Here is an 18,682-nt window from a genome sequence, read left to right as displayed (position 1 = left end):
TTGTTTATTCCGTCACCACGGTTTCACCCGCATCGAGTCCAGATTTGATCTCAACGTAGGTATCATCCTGAATGCCAATTTCAACGCTCCGCTCCACTTGATCTCCATTTTGGATGACTGTAACTGCGTACTCACCCTTTGTTTTGTGGATCGCTTCCACTGGCACCAGCACCACATCCTTAGCTTCGCCTCCTACTACGCTTACGGTTGCTCCTGTTCCAACGGGCAAATTCTGGCTGAGACTTCTATCTAACTGCACAACGATATGTACCAGCGACGAATTGCCTGATGCAACTAACTCAGGGTAAACGGTTGTTATCGTCCCGGGGAAGGTCTGCTCGGAAATCAATTCGAAGATCACGTTGACTTTGTTGCCAATTTTGGTGGCGTCCCAATCCGCTTGGTCGAGATAGGCATCTACCATATATGGTTGGTCCAATTGCGAGATGGTGATCGTCGAAGATGTACTGGCTTGTTCGCCGACATTTACACCAAAGGATGTAACTATCCCGCTGATAGGGGCGATCAACTTCGTTTTATTAATTGCAGATTGAGCGTCTTTTACGGCTTGCTGTGCCTGATAAAGCGTGTTTAATTTTTCGCCGGTGGCACCTTCAGGGATCGTGCCTGTATCCAACGCCTCAAGATAAAGTTCTCCGTCTTTGATCGTCTCAATTGCTTGAGCATAGTCGTTGCGTGCCTTGGCAGTATCGGCCGTGGATGCTCCCCTGATCACCGGTATTTCTTTGCCAGTAAGTGGATCTGTTTCTGTCTTTACTACACGATTTCGACCTTGTTGTTCGTATTGTGTAAAGGTTTCAGGCAGATAGTAATCTTCGTAATACGTCCACGCTTGTGATAGTTTGTCATTGAGATAATCAACTGACTTTTCCTGCTTTTTCACTTCTGCAGCGGTCGCATCTGATGGATTGGCCTTCGCATTCGCTTGTGCTTCAGCCAGCCTTTCCTTGGCGGCGTTGAGATTATCTTCTGCATCTATTACTTCTGCGCTGAATAGATACACCAGCCAATCCCTTGCCGCAACTTTTGCATCCTTTGCTGTTGCAATTTCTTGTTGCACAACGGCTATGGAGGCGGGGGAGCGCAGTTCCTGTAACGCCTGTTGAGCTTCTGCATATTCCATCTGTGCGAGCGTATCGTCTAATTGAGCCAGCACTTCTCCAGCTTCTACTTGATCTCCTACCTTCACATTGACTTGTGTGACCTGCCCGCTGGTTTCGAAGCCGAAACTTGCATCTGTTTGTGCGATCAATGTGCCAGATCCAGTTGCTGAAAGGGTCAAGTTGCCTTGCCTTGCGATAGCCGTTTGCGTAGTTGAATTGTCGGCGGTCTGCGAAGTTGCTCTACCTTTCAACCGAAATGCGTACCATCCTGTCACTGCGAGCGCCGCGACGATGACGATGATCCATATGCGCTGTTTTGTTCTTCCCGACGTGGTTGTCAAATTAGAGACCTTTCTGTTGCTAGTTATATTTCTGTAAGTCACTACAGTATATGAACCAATTGTAGAGATACGGTTATTGAATTGTGGAGACTTTGTGTGGGTTGCCTGAAATGTATTCCCCTTGATTTATTTTGAATTATGGGTTAAAAAATAAACTCACCCTCGAAAGAACAATTTCGGGGTGAGTTATATCTTGTTAGAAGGTGTTGCGTTATCGGCTCTTTGAATTCCCAAGCATGATGTCTCGGGGTTCCACCATTCCCCAGCGAGAAGCTCCGAGGTATAGGATCTCGAGGATCAGATCTTCGTATCGAATGCCTTCCGCTTTGCTTTGCAGGCAGAGATCGCTGTAATCGGGTGTTAAGCCGGGCAGCGTATTGATCTCCAGTAAACGGGGATTGCCTTCCTCATCGAGGCGAATGTCTGTGCGGGAGATATCGAGGGCGTAAAGGAGCTGATGTGCGCGTAAGGCGAAGTGTTTGAGTTTCTTCTCGAGTTCAGGGTCCAAATTTGCAGGGCAGACGTAGTCAGGCGCGCCTTCTTCTCCCACTTCTTTGGATTTTGATTCCTGACTGTATATATTTGGTGTGACGGAACGACTCATTTCCAATTCGAGCACTGGGAAACGGTGAAAACCATCCTTTTCATACCATTCGGGGTGGCGTGAGTAGAGTTTTGCATCTGCACGCCCCATGATGCCGACAGTAAATTCTCTTCCTGGCAAGAATGTTTCAACAAGGGCGGGTTGTTGATAGGTATTGATAATGTATTGGGCGCGTTCGCGCAGTTCCTTTTCGTTGTTGACGATGGCTTTTGTGTCCACGCCCATACCTGTGCCTTCGCGAGCGGGTTTGACAAAGAGCGGAAACTTTAGTTCAGAGCGCAGGGGTTCGTCCCCGATGTTGAACTCTTGAAAAGGTGCTACTGGGAGACGGCGATCACGCCAGATGCGTTTGGTCAGTGTTTTATCGAGGGAGATGCCGTTGGTGAGTACGCGTGAGCCGGTATAAGGAATTTGGAGCATTTCGAGCAGGGCAGGGACCTGTGCCTCACGGGCGTCACCGCCTAGGCCTTCGGCAATGTTGAAGCAGATATCGGGCTTTTCTTCTTTAAGTGCGTAGGGCAGATCGGTGTCCGCTTGGATAAAGATGGTTTGGTGGCCATCAGTTTCAAGGGCGGCCCGAATCGAATCTATCGTCTCAATATGATCAAAATCAGCGAAAGCATCTGGTGGAACACCCTCCGGCTTGGGTTTGGTGTCATCCTTGATGTTTGCGAGTACAGCGATCTTCCAGTATCTCTTTAAACGACGCGATGGTGGCTTGTCTTCTCCGCGAGGTAACATTTTTTCTCCTTAAAGTTATCTATAATGCGCTTCGAGTATATTACAACCCATCACGTTTGCAAGGGTTATGATGCGCTACTGCAATTGTAACTAGACAATGATGAGCCTTTCAGGTATCATTGACGCGATTGTGCGCCTCCTCACGAAGGGATTGCACACAAAATGCCCATATGCCCGGATAAGAAGTTATCCGGGTTCTTGTACATAATACGATATTTTGTCGTGGAGGAATAATGACAGACCTGGTCAAGCAAATAGCAGGTGATTTGCAGAAACAAATTGATCTATTTGAGCCGAAAGTCGGCGTCAGCGATGTTGGTACGGTCGTTGAAGCTGGCGACGGTATTGCGCGTGTGAAGGGTCTGGCCAATGTCAGTGCCCAGGAACTCGTGCAGTTTTCCAATGGTGTTATGGGGACGGCCTTTAATCTTGAAGAGGATACTGTTGGTGTGATCGTGATGGGTGAGTACGAGGGGATCACCGAAGGAATGTCTGTAAGTGCTACGGGACGCATCGCTTCTGTACCTGTTGGTGATGCCTTGATCGGACGTGTTGTCAACGCTTTGGGAGAACCGATTGACGCAAAGGGACCCATTGCAACAACGGGTTTCCGCCCAATTGAGCGCATTGCTCCGGGTGTGGTGGAACGTCAGGATGTGGATACCCCGGTGCAGACCGGTATCAAGTCCATTGACTCCATGATCCCTGTTGGTCGCGGACAACGTCAATTGATCATCGGTGACCGCCAAACCGGTAAGACGGCTGTTGCCATCGATACGATCATCAATCAAAAAGGCAAAGATCTGGTTTGTATCTATGTGGCGATTGGTCAAAAGAAAGCGGCTGTCGCTCGTACAGTTGGTATTCTTGAAAAATACGGCGCGATGGCTCACACGATTGTGATGATCGCTTCTGCAGAAGAATCTGCTGCTTTGCAATATATTGCTCCATACGCGGCCTGCGCGATGGGTGAAGAATTCATGGAAAGCGGACGCGATGCATTGATCATTTATGATGATCTTTCCAAGCATGCTTGGGCGTATCGTCAGGTCTCTTTGTTGCTTCGTCGCCCTCCCGGTCGTGAGGCGTACCCTGGTGATGTGTTCTATCTGCACTCTCGCTTGCTCGAACGCGCGGCTCGTCTCGCCAATAGCTATGTGATCACAAAGAAAAGTTTCGGCGGTGAACTTGCATCTGAGAGCGATGCAGTGAACGGTACGGTTTATCGAGGTCCGATGTCTGGGCATGAGGCGGGTGAAGCGCTCAAGGCAATGAGTGATGCCGACAATCACAAGGTTGTGAAAGTTGCAGGAACCGGTGGTTCTTTGACAGCTTTACCGATCATCGAAACATTGCTTGGCGATGTTTCGGCTTACATTCCCACGAACGTTATTTCCATTACAGATGGGCAGATCTACCTCGAAGGTAACCTGTTCAACGCTGGTATTCGCCCTGCAGTGAACGTAGGTATCTCGGTCTCTCGCGTAGGTGGTGATGCTCAAACCAAAGCCATGAAGCAGGTGGCAGGTCGCTTGCGCCTCGACATGGCCGCTTATCGTGAGTTGGCTGCGTTCGCGCTCATGGCGTCTGATCTTGATAAGAACACTCAGAACCAACTGAATCAGGGTCAACGGATGCAAGAGATCCTCAAGCAACCACAATACTCGCCTGTGGAACTTTACAATCAGGTCATTATTATTTTCGCTGGCACAAATGGATTTGCCAGCAGTGTGCCTGTTGAGAAGATGGCCCAGTGGCAAGTGGACTTGGTTCGTTACATGGAAACATCCTACCCCGAAGTTGGCAAAGATATTCTCGAGAAAAATAGAATTACCGACGAAAACAAGGAAAAGTTAATCAAAGCGCTGGATGGCTTCCGCGCTGGATGGCAGGCATAACCCATGGCATCTGCTCGTGAAATGCGGCTCCGAATTCGGAGCGTCAAAAACATTTCGCAGGTTACGCGTGCCTTGGAAACTGTCAGCGCGAGTAAGGTCCGCAAAGCGATTGCTGCGGTCTCTGCAACGCGTTCTTATGCGACCAAAGCCTGGCAGGTTTTGAAGCATGTTGCCGAACAACCCGGCCGCGATACCCTGCATCCGTTGCTGGCTGATCGAAAGTCTGTAAACAACACATTGGTTGTTGTTGTGACAGGTGACCGTGGGTTGGCTGGCGCGTATAACTCGAACGTGATCCGTTTCGTCGCTTCACGCTTCGACAAGAATCCTGTTCCCGTTAAATATATAGCTGTCGGCCGTAAAGGCCGTGACCTGCTTTTCCGCCGTCGCAAGAATGTGATCGCGGATTTTAGCAATATCCCTGCCGCACCTTCTTTTGCAGATGTCTCTGCGATTGGACGGTTGGCTGTGAATGAGTTTATGAACGGCGACGTGGATGAAGTCTTTTTGGTGTATACCGACTTCATCAACATGGCCCGTCAGGTCACCACAGTCAAACGCCTTCTGCCGCTGGAACTTGCCGGGGAAGGATTGGTAAAGGATTTTGAGCAACAGCATACGGGTCCGCATGCCGCGTATGAATATGAACCAGATATGCGCGAGATCCTCGATGAGATCATCCCGCGTTTTACTGCGTTGCAGGTCTATCAGGCTATTCTTGAATCGCAAGCGAGCGAACATGCCGCGCGTATGGTGGCCATGCGTAATGCGACCGATAACGCAAAGGAATTGATCGGTGCTTTGCAACTGGCTTATAACAAGGTAAGACAACAAACGATCACGAACGATATTTTGGACATTGTCGGCGGCGCAGAAGCGCTGGCCGCGAAATAACTGGAGGAACTCATGGCAAATGCAAATGGCCGTGTCGTACAAATTCTTGGTGGTGTGGTGGACGTTGAATTTTCCGAAGGGAACGTCCCCGAACTTTATGAAGCGATCGAGGTGGCTCGCAAAGATAAAGAGCCGCTTGTCCTTGAAGTACAGAAACATCTTGGCAACGGTTGGGTCCGCACGGTATCCATGGACTCGACGGATGGTCTACAGCGTGGCGTTCCTGCAGTAGCAACGGGCGCTCCCATTTCGGTCCCTGTTGGCCCGGCTACATTGGGACGTATCTTCAATGTGTTGGGTAAACCGATCGATAAGAAAGGGGATATTGCGGCAAGTGCGCGTTATCCTATTCACCGCCGCGCACCTCTGTTCTCTGAACAATCCACCCGTGTGGAAGTGTTCGAGACTGGTATCAAAGTCGTTGACTTGATCGCTCCGTTCACCAAAGGTGGTAAGACCGGTATCTTCGGTGGCGCAGGCACAGGCAAGACAGTTATCATCATGGAACTCATTCGCTCTGTTGCGACAGAGCACGAAGGCAACTCCGTGTTTGCTGGCGTGGGTGAGCGTACCCGCGAAGGAACACAACTCTATCGTGAAATGCTCGAGTCCGGTGTTATGAAAGACACCGTCATGGTCTACGGTCAGATGAACGAGCCCTCTGGTGTGCGTCTGCGCGTTGCGCTTTCTGCACTCTCGATGGCTGAATACTTCCGTGACCAAGGCAAGGACGTGTTGCTCTTCGTAGATAACATCTTCCGTTTCTCGATGTCTGGTTCTGAAGTGTCGGCGTTGCTTGGACGTATGCCTTCTGCGGTGGGATACCAGCCCACGCTCGCCACTGAAATGGGTGAGTTGCAGGAACGTATTACCTCCACTCGCACCGGCTCGATCACGTCCATGCAGGCTGTGTATGTGCCCGCTGACGATTACTCCGATCCTGCTCCTGTGGCGACCTTTACCCACCTCGATGCGACCATTGCTCTCGAACGTTCCATCGTAGAAAAAGGTATTTACCCCGCAGTGGATCCGCTCGTTTCCACATCCCGAATTCTTGATCCCAACATCGTGGGCGATGAACACTATCGAACTGCACGCGAAGTCCAGCGTGTTCTTCAGCGCTATAAGGACTTGCAGGATATCATCGCCATTCTCGGTATCGATGAACTTTCAGAAGACGATAAACTTATCGTGTCTCGCGCTCGTAAGATCGAACGTTTCTTCTCCCAACCGTTCTATGTGGCGGAACGCTTCACCGGCATCCCTGGGGCATATGTTCCTCTTCAGGATACGGTGCGTGGCTTCCGTGAAATTCTGGATGGCAAATGCGACGATCTGCCCGAGCAAGCCTTTATGATGGCAGGCACGATCGAAGATGTGCGCGCACGCGCAGCAAAGATGGGATAGAAAGATAATATCGGTCGTTGCGAGAATGGTATTCCTCTCGACGAAGCAATCCCCTTATCAAATGGAGATTGCTTCGTATCGCTAAAGTGTCACTCGCAATGACGAAATGGATTGACTATGACCATTCGTTGTGAAATTGTCTCCCAGGACCGAACCGTATTCGAAGGTGATGTGGATATGGTTGTGCTTCCCGGTGCAGGTGGGGAGATGGGTATCCTTCCCAAACATGCGCCTGTTCTTACCACACTGAAATACGGCATCATCAAAGTCCGTAAATCTGGTAAAGAAGAACTGTTTACCGTTGCAGGTGGTGTGGCAGAAGTGCAACCGGATATCGTCACTATTCTTGCAGATGCGGCTGAGAATGTTGGTGAGATCGATGTCGCTCGCGCTGAAGTAGCACGTAAACGTGCTGAAGAAGTTCTTTCCAGGGGTGTACCTACTGATCCAGATACATACCTTTCTGTTGAAGCGGCCTTACGTCGTTCCAATCTACGTCTTGATGCGGCGCGCCGTTATGGTCTCAGCGGGACACGCATACCGAAATCGGAGTCTTAAACCCTCGTGGCAATGTTCTCAAAAGACCTGGGTATAGACCTGGGTACCATGTTCACCCGCCTTGCTGACAGCACACAAGTGCTGTTGGAGGAACCGACCATCGTTGCCATCGAAGTAGATGACCAAAAGATGGTCGCGGTGGGACGGGAGGCGTTGGATATGTATGGACGCGTCCCTGAAAGTATTGAAGTTGCGCGCCCATTGAAGAATGGGGTCATCGCTGATTACGAGATCACTGAAACACTTCTCTCATATCTGTTGCAACGCGTTAGCGGATCGATGCGCATCTTTCGTCCACGTGTGATGATCTCGGTGCCGTATGGCGTTACCAGTGTAGAGAGACGCGCGGTCTATGAAGCAGTTTTGGAGGCGGGAAGCCGCGATGCGTCCCTTATCCAACAGCCTCTTGCGGCGGCTCTCGGTGTGGACCTGCCGATTAATTCGCCATCTGGAAATATGGTCATCACTTTGGGCGGTGGATGTACGGAAGCGGCCGTCATGGCGATGTATGGCATTGTTTCAGCTGAAACTTTGCGTGCTGGTGGCATGGACCTCGACGACGCCATTGTCAATTATGTACGTAGAAAGTATGGAGTTGTGATCGGGCAAGTGACGGCCGAGCATCTCAAAGTCAAGATCGGAGCCGCTGTTCCGCAGGATACTGAGAACAGCATGGAAGTGCAAGGACAAGATCAGGTGACCGGCTTGCCGCGTCCTGTTACATTGACAACGGGTGAGATTGTCGAAGCCTTGCAGGAGCCGCTCAAGGCTGTGATAGAAACTGGCCGCCGTGTGCTCGAGAAGACACCGCCTGAGCTTGTGGCCGATATCATTGACCGTGGTGTGGCGTTGTGTGGCGGTGGTGCATTATTGCGCGGCATCGATAAACTACTGACCAAGTCATTGGGTATCCCTGCCTACCTCGTGGATAACCCGTTGACCTGTGTGGTTGAAGGTGCGGTGAAAGCGTTGCCCTTGTATAATATTTTACGGCGCAACCTCCCGCAGGTATAAAATGTAAAAATGAAGCGGTCACGCAATTGCGTGACCGCTTTTTGATTCATGATACATCTTTTGTTATTGAGTTAAAACAGCTGTAAACGCTTGTTTACTTTATACTGCCAACGACTTTCAATAGTTCATCTTTATAGGTTTTGTTTGGTTCTCCCGCGGTTCTCAAGAGTTGAAATGAAAAGCCATCTGCATCCCACATCAGGGATTCTGTTGGGGCGCTCAAGCGGTATTTCACAGTCATGTCGCCAATTTGAATTGCTTCACAGTCGGTACCGGACGTGCCGCATGCATTTGGATTGGGCATTGCTTCTGCTTGTGGCTCTTGCACGATCTGGAAGAAAACGCCCATATCACCATATGTCTTGTGGACGAGTTTAAAGTGCAAAGTCACATTAGGATAAGGCGACTTTTGATAGGTGGCATATTCAAACGATACACCGTCTGGCAGGTATACGGGTTCTTTGACATCAAAACCAGCCAGCTCTTCAACTTCAGTGATTGAATAGTGCTCGTCAGATTGCGGAGGTGCGTCTGATTCATTCGTGGGTTGAGATGAGACATTTGTTTGAGTGGGCTCAATGGGAATAGGTGTTGATGGCGATGTGCATCCGCTTAATAACCACGCCATGAATATGCTTACGGCAAGGAGATCAGAAAGAGACGACCTTTTCATGATTTGAGTTTCCTTTTTTATCCTTTCTTAAATGTGATCTCCATTTTGCTAAAGAAATCTTCCAAAATAAAACGAGAGTCGATGGAGTTATACATCCTGATAAAACGATCACTAGTTTCGTGGCGGTAACTCATATCGTCCAACACGTGGGGAGCAGGAACCAGCTTGTAGTCAAAATTCTGGTCATCCATTAATAAGCCGATGGCGGCAGAATCGCCCAGCACCCAGGATTCTCCCAATGGCCACACGGGATTATTCCCCAATGTGTCGTTAAACTCAACCATTTGTTGAAAAAGGTAGTTCCCTATCTCTCCGCAGGGTTTCACCTTCTTTTGTAACTCTGCCAGACTTACCCGCATCATGCTATATACATTCCGTGGAACCTGCCATAATTCCACGTTTGATCTGTAGACAATGTTTGCGGCTAGAATGTCATTGCTTAAGTTGAATTCATCACCGCCTACAGGCCATACCCCTCCACCGATCCATATGACGGTTACCCTATCTTCTATTTCTGGGCGTTGTTTCAGGGCGATTGCCATATCCGTTAATGGACCAAGAAAAATACAGAACAATTTCTGGTCATCATTGGCGAGCGCTTCTTTTATGATCAACTCACTTCCTTCAGAAGTGGTTACGTCATCTTCAGAAACTAGAGAAGTCGCAGAGCCATGCTTGACTTCATAGGAGGTCCGCACGCCCATGAGATTCAATACTTTTTCTATTTCAGAATAACTCTCGAGCATGGATTGGTCTGTTCTTCGGGTCCCAAAATGCGCGGCAATTATTCCTTTGACAATAAATTTGTTGGTCAATAACGCATGCACAATTGCAAACTGATCGTCTGCTTCATTCTTCGCATCGGTATCAATGATCAGTCGTATTTTTTTGAAGTTAGGAACTGAGAAGTTGTATTTTGTTTGCATGCTGTTTGTCTTTTGGCAGGTTTTTGTCTTACAGATTTTACTTGCTTTTGTTCAGTCAGTTGGACTGTTAGTAACTGCGCCTGCACGCTCATAATTCACGATAATGACGCCGTTCGATGTGACCTTACTTGCCGTCACTTTGAATGCCATCGGAATCGTGCCATCAGCAAACAACCGTTTTCCACTGCCTAACGTGATCGGATAGATCATCAGCCAGAAGACGTCGACCAAATCATGCTTGATCAGTGTCTGAATGAGATTGCCACTTCCCCAAACGTGCAAATCTGGCCCTTGCTGTTCCTTGATCTTGGCGACCTTTTCCGCAATGTCTCCATCCAAAAACACGGACGGTTGCCATGTGCTAGACGTCACGGTGTTTGATGCGATGTACTTGGTCGCTATGTTGACGCCCGGCCACACGTCTGCATGTTGCGGCCAATACGGCGCCCAAATATCAAAGGTTTTGCGACCTAACAATAAGTCGAACGGCAAATTCATCTGCTTTCTTAGGGCTGTTCCAAGAATCTCATCAGAATATGAGCTGATCCACCCTCCGTATGCGAAGCCGCCACTGGGATCTTCTTCGGGTCCGCCTGGGGCCTGTATGACACCGTCAAGGGAAAGATGTTCAAGCACAACAATTTTTCTCATGGTAAATCTCCTTGGAGAGATTGTAGAACGTGTGTTCTGTTTGGTCAAGGCGGAAATAGACTGAATTTCGAACTTATCATAGCTTTGTTGTATGAGCCCCTAGACCATGTGCGTGTCAAGTTGTGGGGATGTGTTTCGCGCTAATTCCTTTGGCAAGATTAAAGATCAATGGATTTAAAATGATTGACAACAGTGCTCCCGCCAAAATTAGACTTTGTCCTTCTTGCGAAAGAAGGCCTAAGCTAACTCCCAGCCCAGCGAGAATAAATGAGAATTCTCCGATTTGGGCTAATGCTCCTGAAACAATCAACGCAGTTGAAGATGAAAAACGTAAAATTCGCACAATCGTAAAAGCGGCTAGAGATTTCCCCAGGACAATAATTGCCAATACGATTAAAACTTGGACGAATTGCTTTACAAGAATAGAGGGGTCGAACAGCATGCCTACTGATACAAAAAAGAGGACAGCGAAGGCATCTTGCAAAGGTTGTGTGTCCGTAACTGCACGATGACTAAAATCGGATTCTTTTATTACGATACCCGCAAAGAAAGCGCCAAGTGCGAAAGAGACCCCGAAAAGTTTAGCTGAGCCAAATGCTACTCCAAGACCAATGGCAACAACTGCTAGTGTAAAAAGTTCCCGAATCCCTGTTTTCTCTACTTTCTTGAGTAACCATGGAAAGAAACGTGTTCCACCTAAAAGCATAAATACAACAAACAAGCCAACCTTGCCAAGCGTTAAACCGAGAGTTGCAAGTATGCCATATGGGCTGGCATGACCTTCACCGGCATGCCCGCCTAATGTTTCAGCAAATGGTGGGAGTATGACCAGGACCAGCACCATGATCAGGTCCTCAACGATGAGCCAACCGATTGCAATTTTCCCATTGTTTGTGTTGACAAGCCCGTGGGACTCCAAGGCCCGCAACAATACCACTGTGCTTGCAACTGATAATGCCAAGCCTAATACCAGCCCTGCTCCCAATGACCATCCCCACAGCGACGCTACTCCCATGCCAAGTATGGTTGCCACAGCGATTTGGACTAATGACCCTGGTAGCGCAATATTTCTCACCTCCCAAAGATCCCGCACGGAGAAATGCATGCCAACCCCAAACATCAAGAAAATAACGCCTATTTCGGCTAATTGTGGCGCGATATGGACATCGGCTACGAAACCAGGTGTAAATGGACCCACCGCAATCCCTGCAAGCAGATAACCAACTAGTGGCGGTAAATGAAAACGGACCGCTATGAGTCCGCCTATAAAAGCAAACGCTAGGCTGACAGCAATTGTTGCAATAAGGGGTGTTTCATGTGGCATTACTTATTTTCCATTGATAAAGATACTGGTAAATTTGTGTCTGCAGGGTGTGGCATTGGGGTGGGCGTGGACTCTGTTTGGGAGCAGAGAAAACTCGAAGCCAGAAAAATGCTTGAAAACGCCGCAAAATCCCCAGCGTCCAGTGCACGCTTTGTTAGGCGGCGGGTTCTGGTTGTTCAGAAGTAATGATACTAAGTTGCCCACATGCTGCGCCTGCTTCAACTTCTGCTTCAGTTGCTATAGCAATTGCGTAGTCAAAACCTGCTTCTTCAAGTTGCTGCTGAATTTGTTCCATTGTTATCTCCTTTCATATAAGGTTAGTTTGAGTAATTATCCCTGCTCCCATATTATTTGCGTCGCTAACACAGTTCTGGTTAATAGGGCTTAGTTTAATAAAGTGAATTTTGGGGTCAAATAAACGTTTCAATTCCTGAATAGAGAAGTCATCTTCCCGAACAAGAGTAAGATTAATAGTTGTTTTTAGATTGCTTTCAGTTCTAATCTTTCCAATTTCCTCAAGCGACATTTTTCGTGGGAATGGAATAAGCCAATCTCGGTATTGTTCATCAAAAGAATGTACGCTAAATTGAAGTGTAATATTGTCACGAATCCAAGAAAAGTCAGAGTCTTTTATGCCAATTGTGCTTACATAATGATGGGCGTTGGGGAAAGTGGAATTAATTTGATTGACGGTTTCCTGAACTGCCAGAATGTTTAAGAACGGTTCGCCCATACGAGTATAGTTAATTTTGAATTCCATGCAATCGTTGGGGTCAATTTCGGGATGTTGGCCAAGTATAAATTTGACTTGGCTGATTATTTCATCAGAGCGTAAATAGCGACATTTAGGCAGGCTGGCGGTAGCGCAAAATTTACATCCTACTGGACATCCACTCATAACTGATACACCAATCATCCAACGCTCTAACCGACTTCCAAATTCTCCACTATGTAGCGCGTTTTGCTTTCGCCCTATTGCGTCTTTTGTGTAATATGGGAGAAATGTGTCAGTCACTTCTATTGGATAACCATCTTCGGTTTCCATAGCGTATACAATTCCATTTGCAAATTTCTTTTCCATAATTTTTTTGAGCATAATGACTTCCTATTTATATTTTGTTGCGAAGCCGCCGAACGGCTGGCGTTACTGGCAGGTGGGTGGGGCGTGGACTCTGCTTGGGAGCAGTATAAACTCGAAGCTAGTAAAATGCTTGAAAATGGCGACGACTCCCACCTGTCCAGTGCACGCGGTGTTGGGCGTTCGTCTGCAAGCACTCATGCTAGATATCAGATTACATCAAAATCGGACTAAACACCAGTTCTTTTGTACTATCCGAAGTTTTGTTTGAACATATTGTGGGTTTCTTCCTTAGTGACCGTTGAATACTCAGGGTTTCCTTTAGGTCGATAGACTTGTATTATCGTTCCGTTCGGTTTGACGCTTGATTCGACAAGTTGGAGCGCAAAATCATTGCCGACATCAGGGAACAATCGGATTCCTTGACCCAAAATTACAGGGAAGATAATCAGGTTCATCTCATCAATCAAACGATTTTGGAACAACCAACGGATGAGCTGACCACTTCCGTGAACTTGTAGCTCGCGCCCTGGCTGTGCTTTCAGATTGGCAATCGCAACTGCAAAATCCGCTGTTAAGACTTTTGTGTTGTCCCATTCTGGATCGCGCAAGGTGCTTGAAACCACGTATTTCGGTTTTGTGTGCAGTGCTGAGGCAATTGGACTTTTACTTGTTTTTGGCGCTGCTCCCCACGAATAGGCAAAGACGTCGTATGTCTTGCGCCCGAACAGGAAAGCATCTGCACGTTGAAAGACTTGGTCTACAAACTCACCTGATTCACTGTCAAAGTGAGCCCACCCACCGCGGGTGAAGCCTCTGTCGTCCTCGTCTGGACCTCCAGGACTCTGCATGACACCGTCAAGCGAAAGTTGTGTGGTAGTTGTCAGTTTCATATATAAAGTCTCCTATCAAATCATGGATATGGATAACTCTCAAACGCCCAACTAGTGTTTATACAGCAATTTTTCCATATAATCCCTTATATATTCCATAACAGCATTATAAACCTAGGCTCAAGATCAGGGGTAGGCCATGACCTAATTATCAAGATCTTGCTCGAAAACAAAAACAGGCTTGAGGATTACTCCTAAAGCCTGTCAGAATATCAGCACTTCCCGTTAATTACAAATAAAATGTCATCCTCTGCAAATGTGTGGCGGGGTCAATGTGCTGAACGTGTACATCATTCGGCACATTCAAATGGATCGGCGCATAGTTCAAGATCGCCTTCACTCCTGCCTTCACGAGCTGGTCGGTTACATCCTGCGCCACCGACGCGGGAACCGTCAACATCGCCACCTTGATCTTATTCTGCTTGACTCTCTCCGCAAGCGTGCTGGTACTGAGAATTTCGAGGTCGCCCAATTTGGCCCCCACCTTTTTCGGGTCGTTATCGAACAACATTGTCACATGAAAGCCACGGTTCACGAACCCGTTATAGCGTGCCAACGCGTGCCCCATATCGCCCATGCCCACGATGATCACATCCCACACACGGTTCACCTTCAAAATGTTCTGCAAACGCTCGATCAAAAACGGGATCGAATACCCCGTCCCTTGTTTACCAAATTCGCCAAACTGAGAAATATCTTTACGGATCTGCGCCGCCGAAATACCGATCATCTCCCCTAATTCTTGCGAAGACGTATTATGAATGCCCTGATCCGAAAGGCGCTGAAGCGCACGCAGATAAATGGGCAATCTACCAATGATGATGTCTGGAATTTTGTCAGCGTTCATGCACGAATACCCTCACAAGTGTGAAATTTCGTATTAACTCTACCATAAAAGGATTTTTTGCACAAACAAGCACAAGCGGATGTGAAAACCGCCTCTTCTTCTAACCCCAGCCTGTTTCTGCCTCACAAATCTGATCTCCCCTCGAGCTTATCCTTTTACCTTTTCACACGCAAGTGGTTGATTGTACAAGACCAAACACTCCACCCACCCCTTCTCGAACCGCACCAACACTTTAATCTCGCCCAAAGCCTCGTCGAATCCGCTCACCACCAGCCTACGCTGATCGCTGACCAGATCCATCGTTGTGCGGAACGCCCCAACGTGCATTTTTCTCGCTTCTGCTTTATCCATTTCCTTGCCTTGATTATCCACAAGGAACTGGATGGTGTTATCAGCCGCCATTACCGCTGAACGCAAAGGCTCGTTGATCATGCTGTTATCCACGATTGCACCGCAAATGCTCATCAATACCACCGCGATCAGCATTGGCCACAATTTTGTCATGATCGATGTGGAAAATACGGCCGAATCGCTCAATGGCAATTGCAACAAACCAGCGATCGCAATACATATCGCGATCCACGTATAGGCAACACCCACGCGTGTGCCGAACTCGGCGAAATATTCATAATGGAGTAACCCGCGTACATCAGGTTCAATCACCTCAATGGCTTGTGGCGCGAACTTCAAAGGCAGGTTGATCGTCAACCATGCAAAAACCAAGGCGGTAACCAGCCAGATCACCAACCCCGGCAATGATTTATTAACTCGTGCTGTCAGCCAGCCTGCAATGCCTCCTGCCAATGCGCTTGTTACACTCCCTGCCATAAATTTAACCCACGGATACAACCCGTGATATCTACTCAAGGCAATGGCATCCATACCCCAGGTAAAAATGGAAAAACCCAATCCCAAAGCAACCCCAAACCAAAATCCATACTGACGCTTTGCTCGGAAAATATCTGAACGTGCTGTATTTGGATCAATTCTTTTTAATTTCATTTGTTACGGATTCGCCTTTATCATCAATGTATAGTTTATGTGTTGCAACGGTCCCGTTTGCGGGATGGCCCGAATATGGATAACAAAACCAGTGCCACCTTGCACTGCCACTGCCTTGATCGGTTCGTTGCACAAGATAGTTGTCCCTGTTCCAACCACCTCGGCCTGAACCGAAGTGCTCCCCGAGCATTGGATGCTTATGAATACAGGGCTGGCAAACGAAGAGACTGCGATCCAGTCTTCCGTATCTCCATCGGGTGCAGAGACATCCCCATTGTATAGCACTGTATGTGTCCCCGCATCCTCCAGCACGACTGTTTTTAACGGGGCTTCAGAGGAGTCAAAATCCATTGCGGCCGGAACAATTGTCGGCGTGGGAGGAGGCGGGGTGTCCACTGGCGTGCCGGTACCCACCACCTCGCCAGAGTCCGCAACAATGGGCAACCCATCCACTGAATCCGTTTTCATAAAACTGGCATTGACCCAACCCTTACCCTCGGGCCCAGCCGCAAATTCGATCTGAAGCCACGAGCCATCGCGGTTCTTGCCACTTAGGCTGACCACATCGTTCGGGTTGAGGATGCCAAGCGAATCGAAACTCGTGCCGGGCCCGCTTCGAATGTTCAACTGTTGGATGACGACCACACTGTTTGCCGCATTAGGATTTGCTTCGCCGCCTCCGATCACTGGGACCTCGGGCTTGGTTGCCGTTGTGACATATTGAGCCGTGACCCAGCCTTTACCACCCTCACCTTTTTCGTAAAGGATCTGCCACCAATTGCCACCGGGGTCTTTACCCACGATCTGCACGGTCGTGTTGGCGGCGATGACACCAAGGGTTGTGCTTGCAGTGGAAGGTTCGGCGCGTACATTCACCTGCGTGGACGTAGTCCCTTGCGCAGGTGTAATGCTCGGCGCTATCGGTTGAGGAGTAGGGGGAAGTGGCGTCTCAGAAGGAGGTGGCGTAAGAGATGCAGGCAGTGTGGCAGTGATGATGTAGGGTGTGGGTGTTCCTGTATTGCCCATCTGTACTTGAACACTGCAACTGGTCAGTAAAAAAAGGGAACAAAGAAGGATGGTTGTAGGTTTCGATGTCACACGATGATTCTACCGCTTGTTTAGCGGTAGTAGAAAATTAGTGTTATTTCGATGGAACGGAATAAATTTGCACGGGCCCGTATTCGAACACCATCTCTGCGGCCTCTATATTCAAGGCAGAAGTCAACTTGTAGAACTCAAGAATGCTTTGCAGTGATTTATGCTTCGCATCGCCCCTCGTGCGCACAACGACCAACGCATTCTGGATCTGAACTGGATGGTCTCTTTGATAGAAGACATCATACGAGACGCCGTTGATCTTCATGTAGTAGGCTGTTTGCAAATCCACTGGAGATACGGCAATCACAGTGTCCTTCGCTGTGATGTGCTTTGCAATATATTCTCCTGCAAATTGCTCGGGTGCAATGGTGCGGTCAAGGACGGCCTGTCTATTTTGCGTTGTGACGGTTGTGCGTATAAACGATGTAATGACAAACAGAAGTACAAGGCTCGAAACGATCTTCATCGCCGTTTTCTCATTGGCTAACGCTTTCGCAGAGATGAATATAAGCCATGCCAGTCCCACCACTGCAAAGATGAGATAGAGCGCTTCGAGGTAGCTCCACATCCTTTCCAGCGGGGCAACTCGTTGTAAGACCAGCATGATGCCTGCTCCCAGAACAAGACTGACTTGCATAGGGAGTTTTTGATTCGAGACCTTTCGGTAAAACAACAGCGACAAAACGAATCCGCCGATCAGAGTCTGTTTGATGAGTGGAGATGTATATGTGATCCAACTGTTCCAGGTGAGTTTACTGCGTGTGGCGAAATTGTCTGTGAACTCGACCCATGTCTTTGATGCTACGAATTTGTTGGCTATCAAAGACTCAAGCCCAGTGCCGAAAAAGATGACGGGGGAGTACAGGACGAAGGTCAATATGCCAGAAGCGAGACATGTAAGCAGAAAGGTTTGCAGTTTACTCCAACGATCTTTCCATGGTTCGTCGTTGATTAGGTACGTTGCGGCTACCCAAAGCGAAATCCCTGCCATGGGGTAGAGGAAGATCGGAATGCTGTAAAAGCCGAGCGCACCGGTCACAGCATAGGCGGCAAGCGTCCAACGGTCTTGTTTTTTCACAAGAATCCCTGCGAAATTTGCCAGCAACAGGGAAAACAAAATAACCATTGGGTAACCGCGTCCGTTGGCGGCTTCATTTACAAGGTCTGATGTGATTGCCAAAACAGCAGATGCGGTCAAGGCTAAGGCAGGATTGAAAAATCTTCGCGCAGTAACATACGCTACAGGTACACTGAGCACACTGGCGATGAAAGCTGGCACACGTACAACCCATGTATGGTCGCCGAGTATTCGATACGCGACCCAGATCATCAACGAGTTGAGAATGTGGTTGTTAGGGGCGTGATAATCAGCAAGGACGAACTTGATAGATTTGGCTGAAAAATTAATGAAGGTATACGCCTCATCGTAACCGATGGGGTTATTGATGATATACAGCCTTAGGACCAGCGCGATGAGTGTGATGATCCCGAGAAAGATGGAAATATATGGAGGGGTATCGTCAGGTACGAATAAATGGATAAAAACTTCACGAAACCCTGCGGGAGTGTTTCGCGAGTTGTTGAGTTCCTGTTTCAATGCATGGGCCTT

At 48.4% G+C, this 18,682-nt stretch carries 18 protein-coding genes; 5 read left to right on the top strand and 13 right to left on the bottom strand.

All coding sequences use genetic code 11. The annotated features are described in order from the left end of the window. Positions 1 to 4: 4 nt before the first annotated feature. Both IPP66_20100 and IPP66_20095 read right to left on the bottom strand, forming a co-directional pair. Complete coding sequence (locus IPP66_20100; GenBank protein ID MBK9927579.1) at positions 5 to 1,465, bottom strand: efflux RND transporter periplasmic adaptor subunit; 1,461 nt, start codon at positions 1,463 to 1,465, stop codon at positions 5 to 7. A gap of 211 nt (positions 1,466 to 1,676) precedes the next feature. Continuing rightward, positions 1,677 to 2,810, bottom strand: coding sequence for a hypothetical protein (locus tag IPP66_20095; protein ID MBK9927578.1), 1,134 nt, complete (start codon positions 2,808 to 2,810; stop codon positions 1,677 to 1,679). 233 nt (positions 2,811 to 3,043) lie between these two features. Here IPP66_20095 and IPP66_20090 point away from each other — a divergent pair, with 233 nt between their 5' ends. The 5 genes from IPP66_20090 to IPP66_20070 all read left to right on the top strand — a co-directional run bounded on the left by IPP66_20090 (position 3,044) and on the right by IPP66_20070 (position 8,581). Then, the gene (locus IPP66_20090; GenBank protein ID MBK9927577.1) at positions 3,044 to 4,708 is read left to right on the top strand and encodes a F0F1 ATP synthase subunit alpha; all 1,665 of its coding nucleotides are present in this window, start codon (positions 3,044 to 3,046) and stop codon (positions 4,706 to 4,708) included. A gap of 3 nt (positions 4,709 to 4,711) precedes the next feature. Continuing rightward, positions 4,712 to 5,602: an ATP synthase F1 subunit gamma gene (gene atpG / locus IPP66_20085; GenBank protein MBK9927576.1), complete on the top strand. Its 891-nt coding sequence runs from the start codon at positions 4,712 to 4,714 to the stop codon at positions 5,600 to 5,602. 12 nt (positions 5,603 to 5,614) lie between these two features. Next, the gene (gene atpD / locus IPP66_20080) at positions 5,615 to 7,009 is read left to right on the top strand and encodes a F0F1 ATP synthase subunit beta (protein ID MBK9927575.1); all 1,395 of its coding nucleotides are present in this window, start codon (positions 5,615 to 5,617) and stop codon (positions 7,007 to 7,009) included. Positions 7,010 to 7,126: 117 nt separating this feature from the next. Then, complete coding sequence (gene atpC, locus IPP66_20075) at positions 7,127 to 7,567, top strand: ATP synthase F1 subunit epsilon (protein ID MBK9927574.1); 441 nt, start codon at positions 7,127 to 7,129, stop codon at positions 7,565 to 7,567. A gap of 12 nt (positions 7,568 to 7,579) precedes the next feature. Further along, positions 7,580 to 8,581 carry a rod shape-determining protein gene (locus tag IPP66_20070; GenBank protein ID MBK9927573.1) on the top strand — a complete coding sequence of 334 codons (1,002 nt, stop codon included), beginning with the start codon at positions 7,580 to 7,582 and terminating at the stop codon, positions 8,579 to 8,581. Positions 8,582 to 8,675: 94 nt separating this feature from the next. Here IPP66_20070 and IPP66_20065 read toward each other — a convergent pair whose 3' ends face one another. From IPP66_20065 to IPP66_20015, 11 genes are all read right to left on the bottom strand, one after another. After that, positions 8,676 to 9,254 (bottom strand): DUF4367 domain-containing protein, encoded by a 579-nt coding sequence (locus IPP66_20065; protein ID MBK9927572.1) that lies wholly within the window; start codon positions 9,252 to 9,254, stop codon positions 8,676 to 8,678. 17 nt (positions 9,255 to 9,271) lie between these two features. Beyond that, a complete protein-coding gene (locus tag IPP66_20060; protein ID MBK9927571.1) occupies positions 9,272 to 10,180 on the bottom strand; it encodes a nucleoside hydrolase in 909 nt (302 codons plus the stop codon). Between the two features lie 51 nt (positions 10,181 to 10,231). After that, a complete protein-coding gene (locus tag IPP66_20055; GenBank protein ID MBK9927570.1) occupies positions 10,232 to 10,831 on the bottom strand; it encodes a dihydrofolate reductase family protein in 600 nt (199 codons plus the stop codon). 115 nt (positions 10,832 to 10,946) lie between these two features. Further along, complete coding sequence (locus IPP66_20050) at positions 10,947 to 12,155, bottom strand: cation:proton antiporter (protein MBK9927569.1); 1,209 nt, start codon at positions 12,153 to 12,155, stop codon at positions 10,947 to 10,949. Positions 12,156 to 12,309: 154 nt separating this feature from the next. Next, positions 12,310 to 12,450, bottom strand: a complete 141-nt coding sequence (locus IPP66_20045; GenBank protein ID MBK9927568.1) for a hypothetical protein — start codon at positions 12,448 to 12,450, stop codon at positions 12,310 to 12,312. Positions 12,451 to 12,462: 12 nt separating this feature from the next. Then, entirely contained in the window at positions 12,463 to 13,236 is a 774-nt protein-coding gene (locus tag IPP66_20040; protein ID MBK9927567.1) for a radical SAM protein, read from the bottom strand. Between the two features lie 248 nt (positions 13,237 to 13,484). After that, positions 13,485 to 14,126 carry a dihydrofolate reductase family protein gene (locus IPP66_20035; protein ID MBK9927566.1) on the bottom strand — a complete coding sequence of 214 codons (642 nt, stop codon included), beginning with the start codon at positions 14,124 to 14,126 and terminating at the stop codon, positions 13,485 to 13,487. 229 nt (positions 14,127 to 14,355) lie between these two features. Beyond that, positions 14,356 to 14,973 (bottom strand): redox-sensing transcriptional repressor Rex, encoded by a 618-nt coding sequence (locus IPP66_20030; GenBank protein ID MBK9927565.1) that lies wholly within the window; start codon positions 14,971 to 14,973, stop codon positions 14,356 to 14,358. Positions 14,974 to 15,120: 147 nt separating this feature from the next. Then, entirely contained in the window at positions 15,121 to 15,975 is an 855-nt protein-coding gene (locus tag IPP66_20025) for a hypothetical protein (GenBank protein MBK9927564.1), read from the bottom strand. A gap of 3 nt (positions 15,976 to 15,978) precedes the next feature. After that, complete coding sequence (locus tag IPP66_20020) at positions 15,979 to 17,073, bottom strand: SH3 domain-containing protein (protein ID MBK9927563.1); 1,095 nt, start codon at positions 17,071 to 17,073, stop codon at positions 15,979 to 15,981. Positions 17,074 to 17,116: 43 nt separating this feature from the next. Next, positions 17,117 to 18,670 (bottom strand): glycosyltransferase family 39 protein, encoded by a 1,554-nt coding sequence (locus IPP66_20015; GenBank protein MBK9927562.1) that lies wholly within the window; start codon positions 18,668 to 18,670, stop codon positions 17,117 to 17,119. Between the last annotated feature and the right edge of the window lie 12 nt (positions 18,671 to 18,682).

It is taken from the genome of Candidatus Defluviilinea proxima (assembly GCA_016721115.1).
Classification (GTDB): Bacteria; Chloroflexota; Anaerolineae; order Anaerolineales; family Villigracilaceae; genus Defluviilinea; species Defluviilinea proxima.
This window is presented reverse-complemented; position numbering and strand designations above follow the sequence as displayed.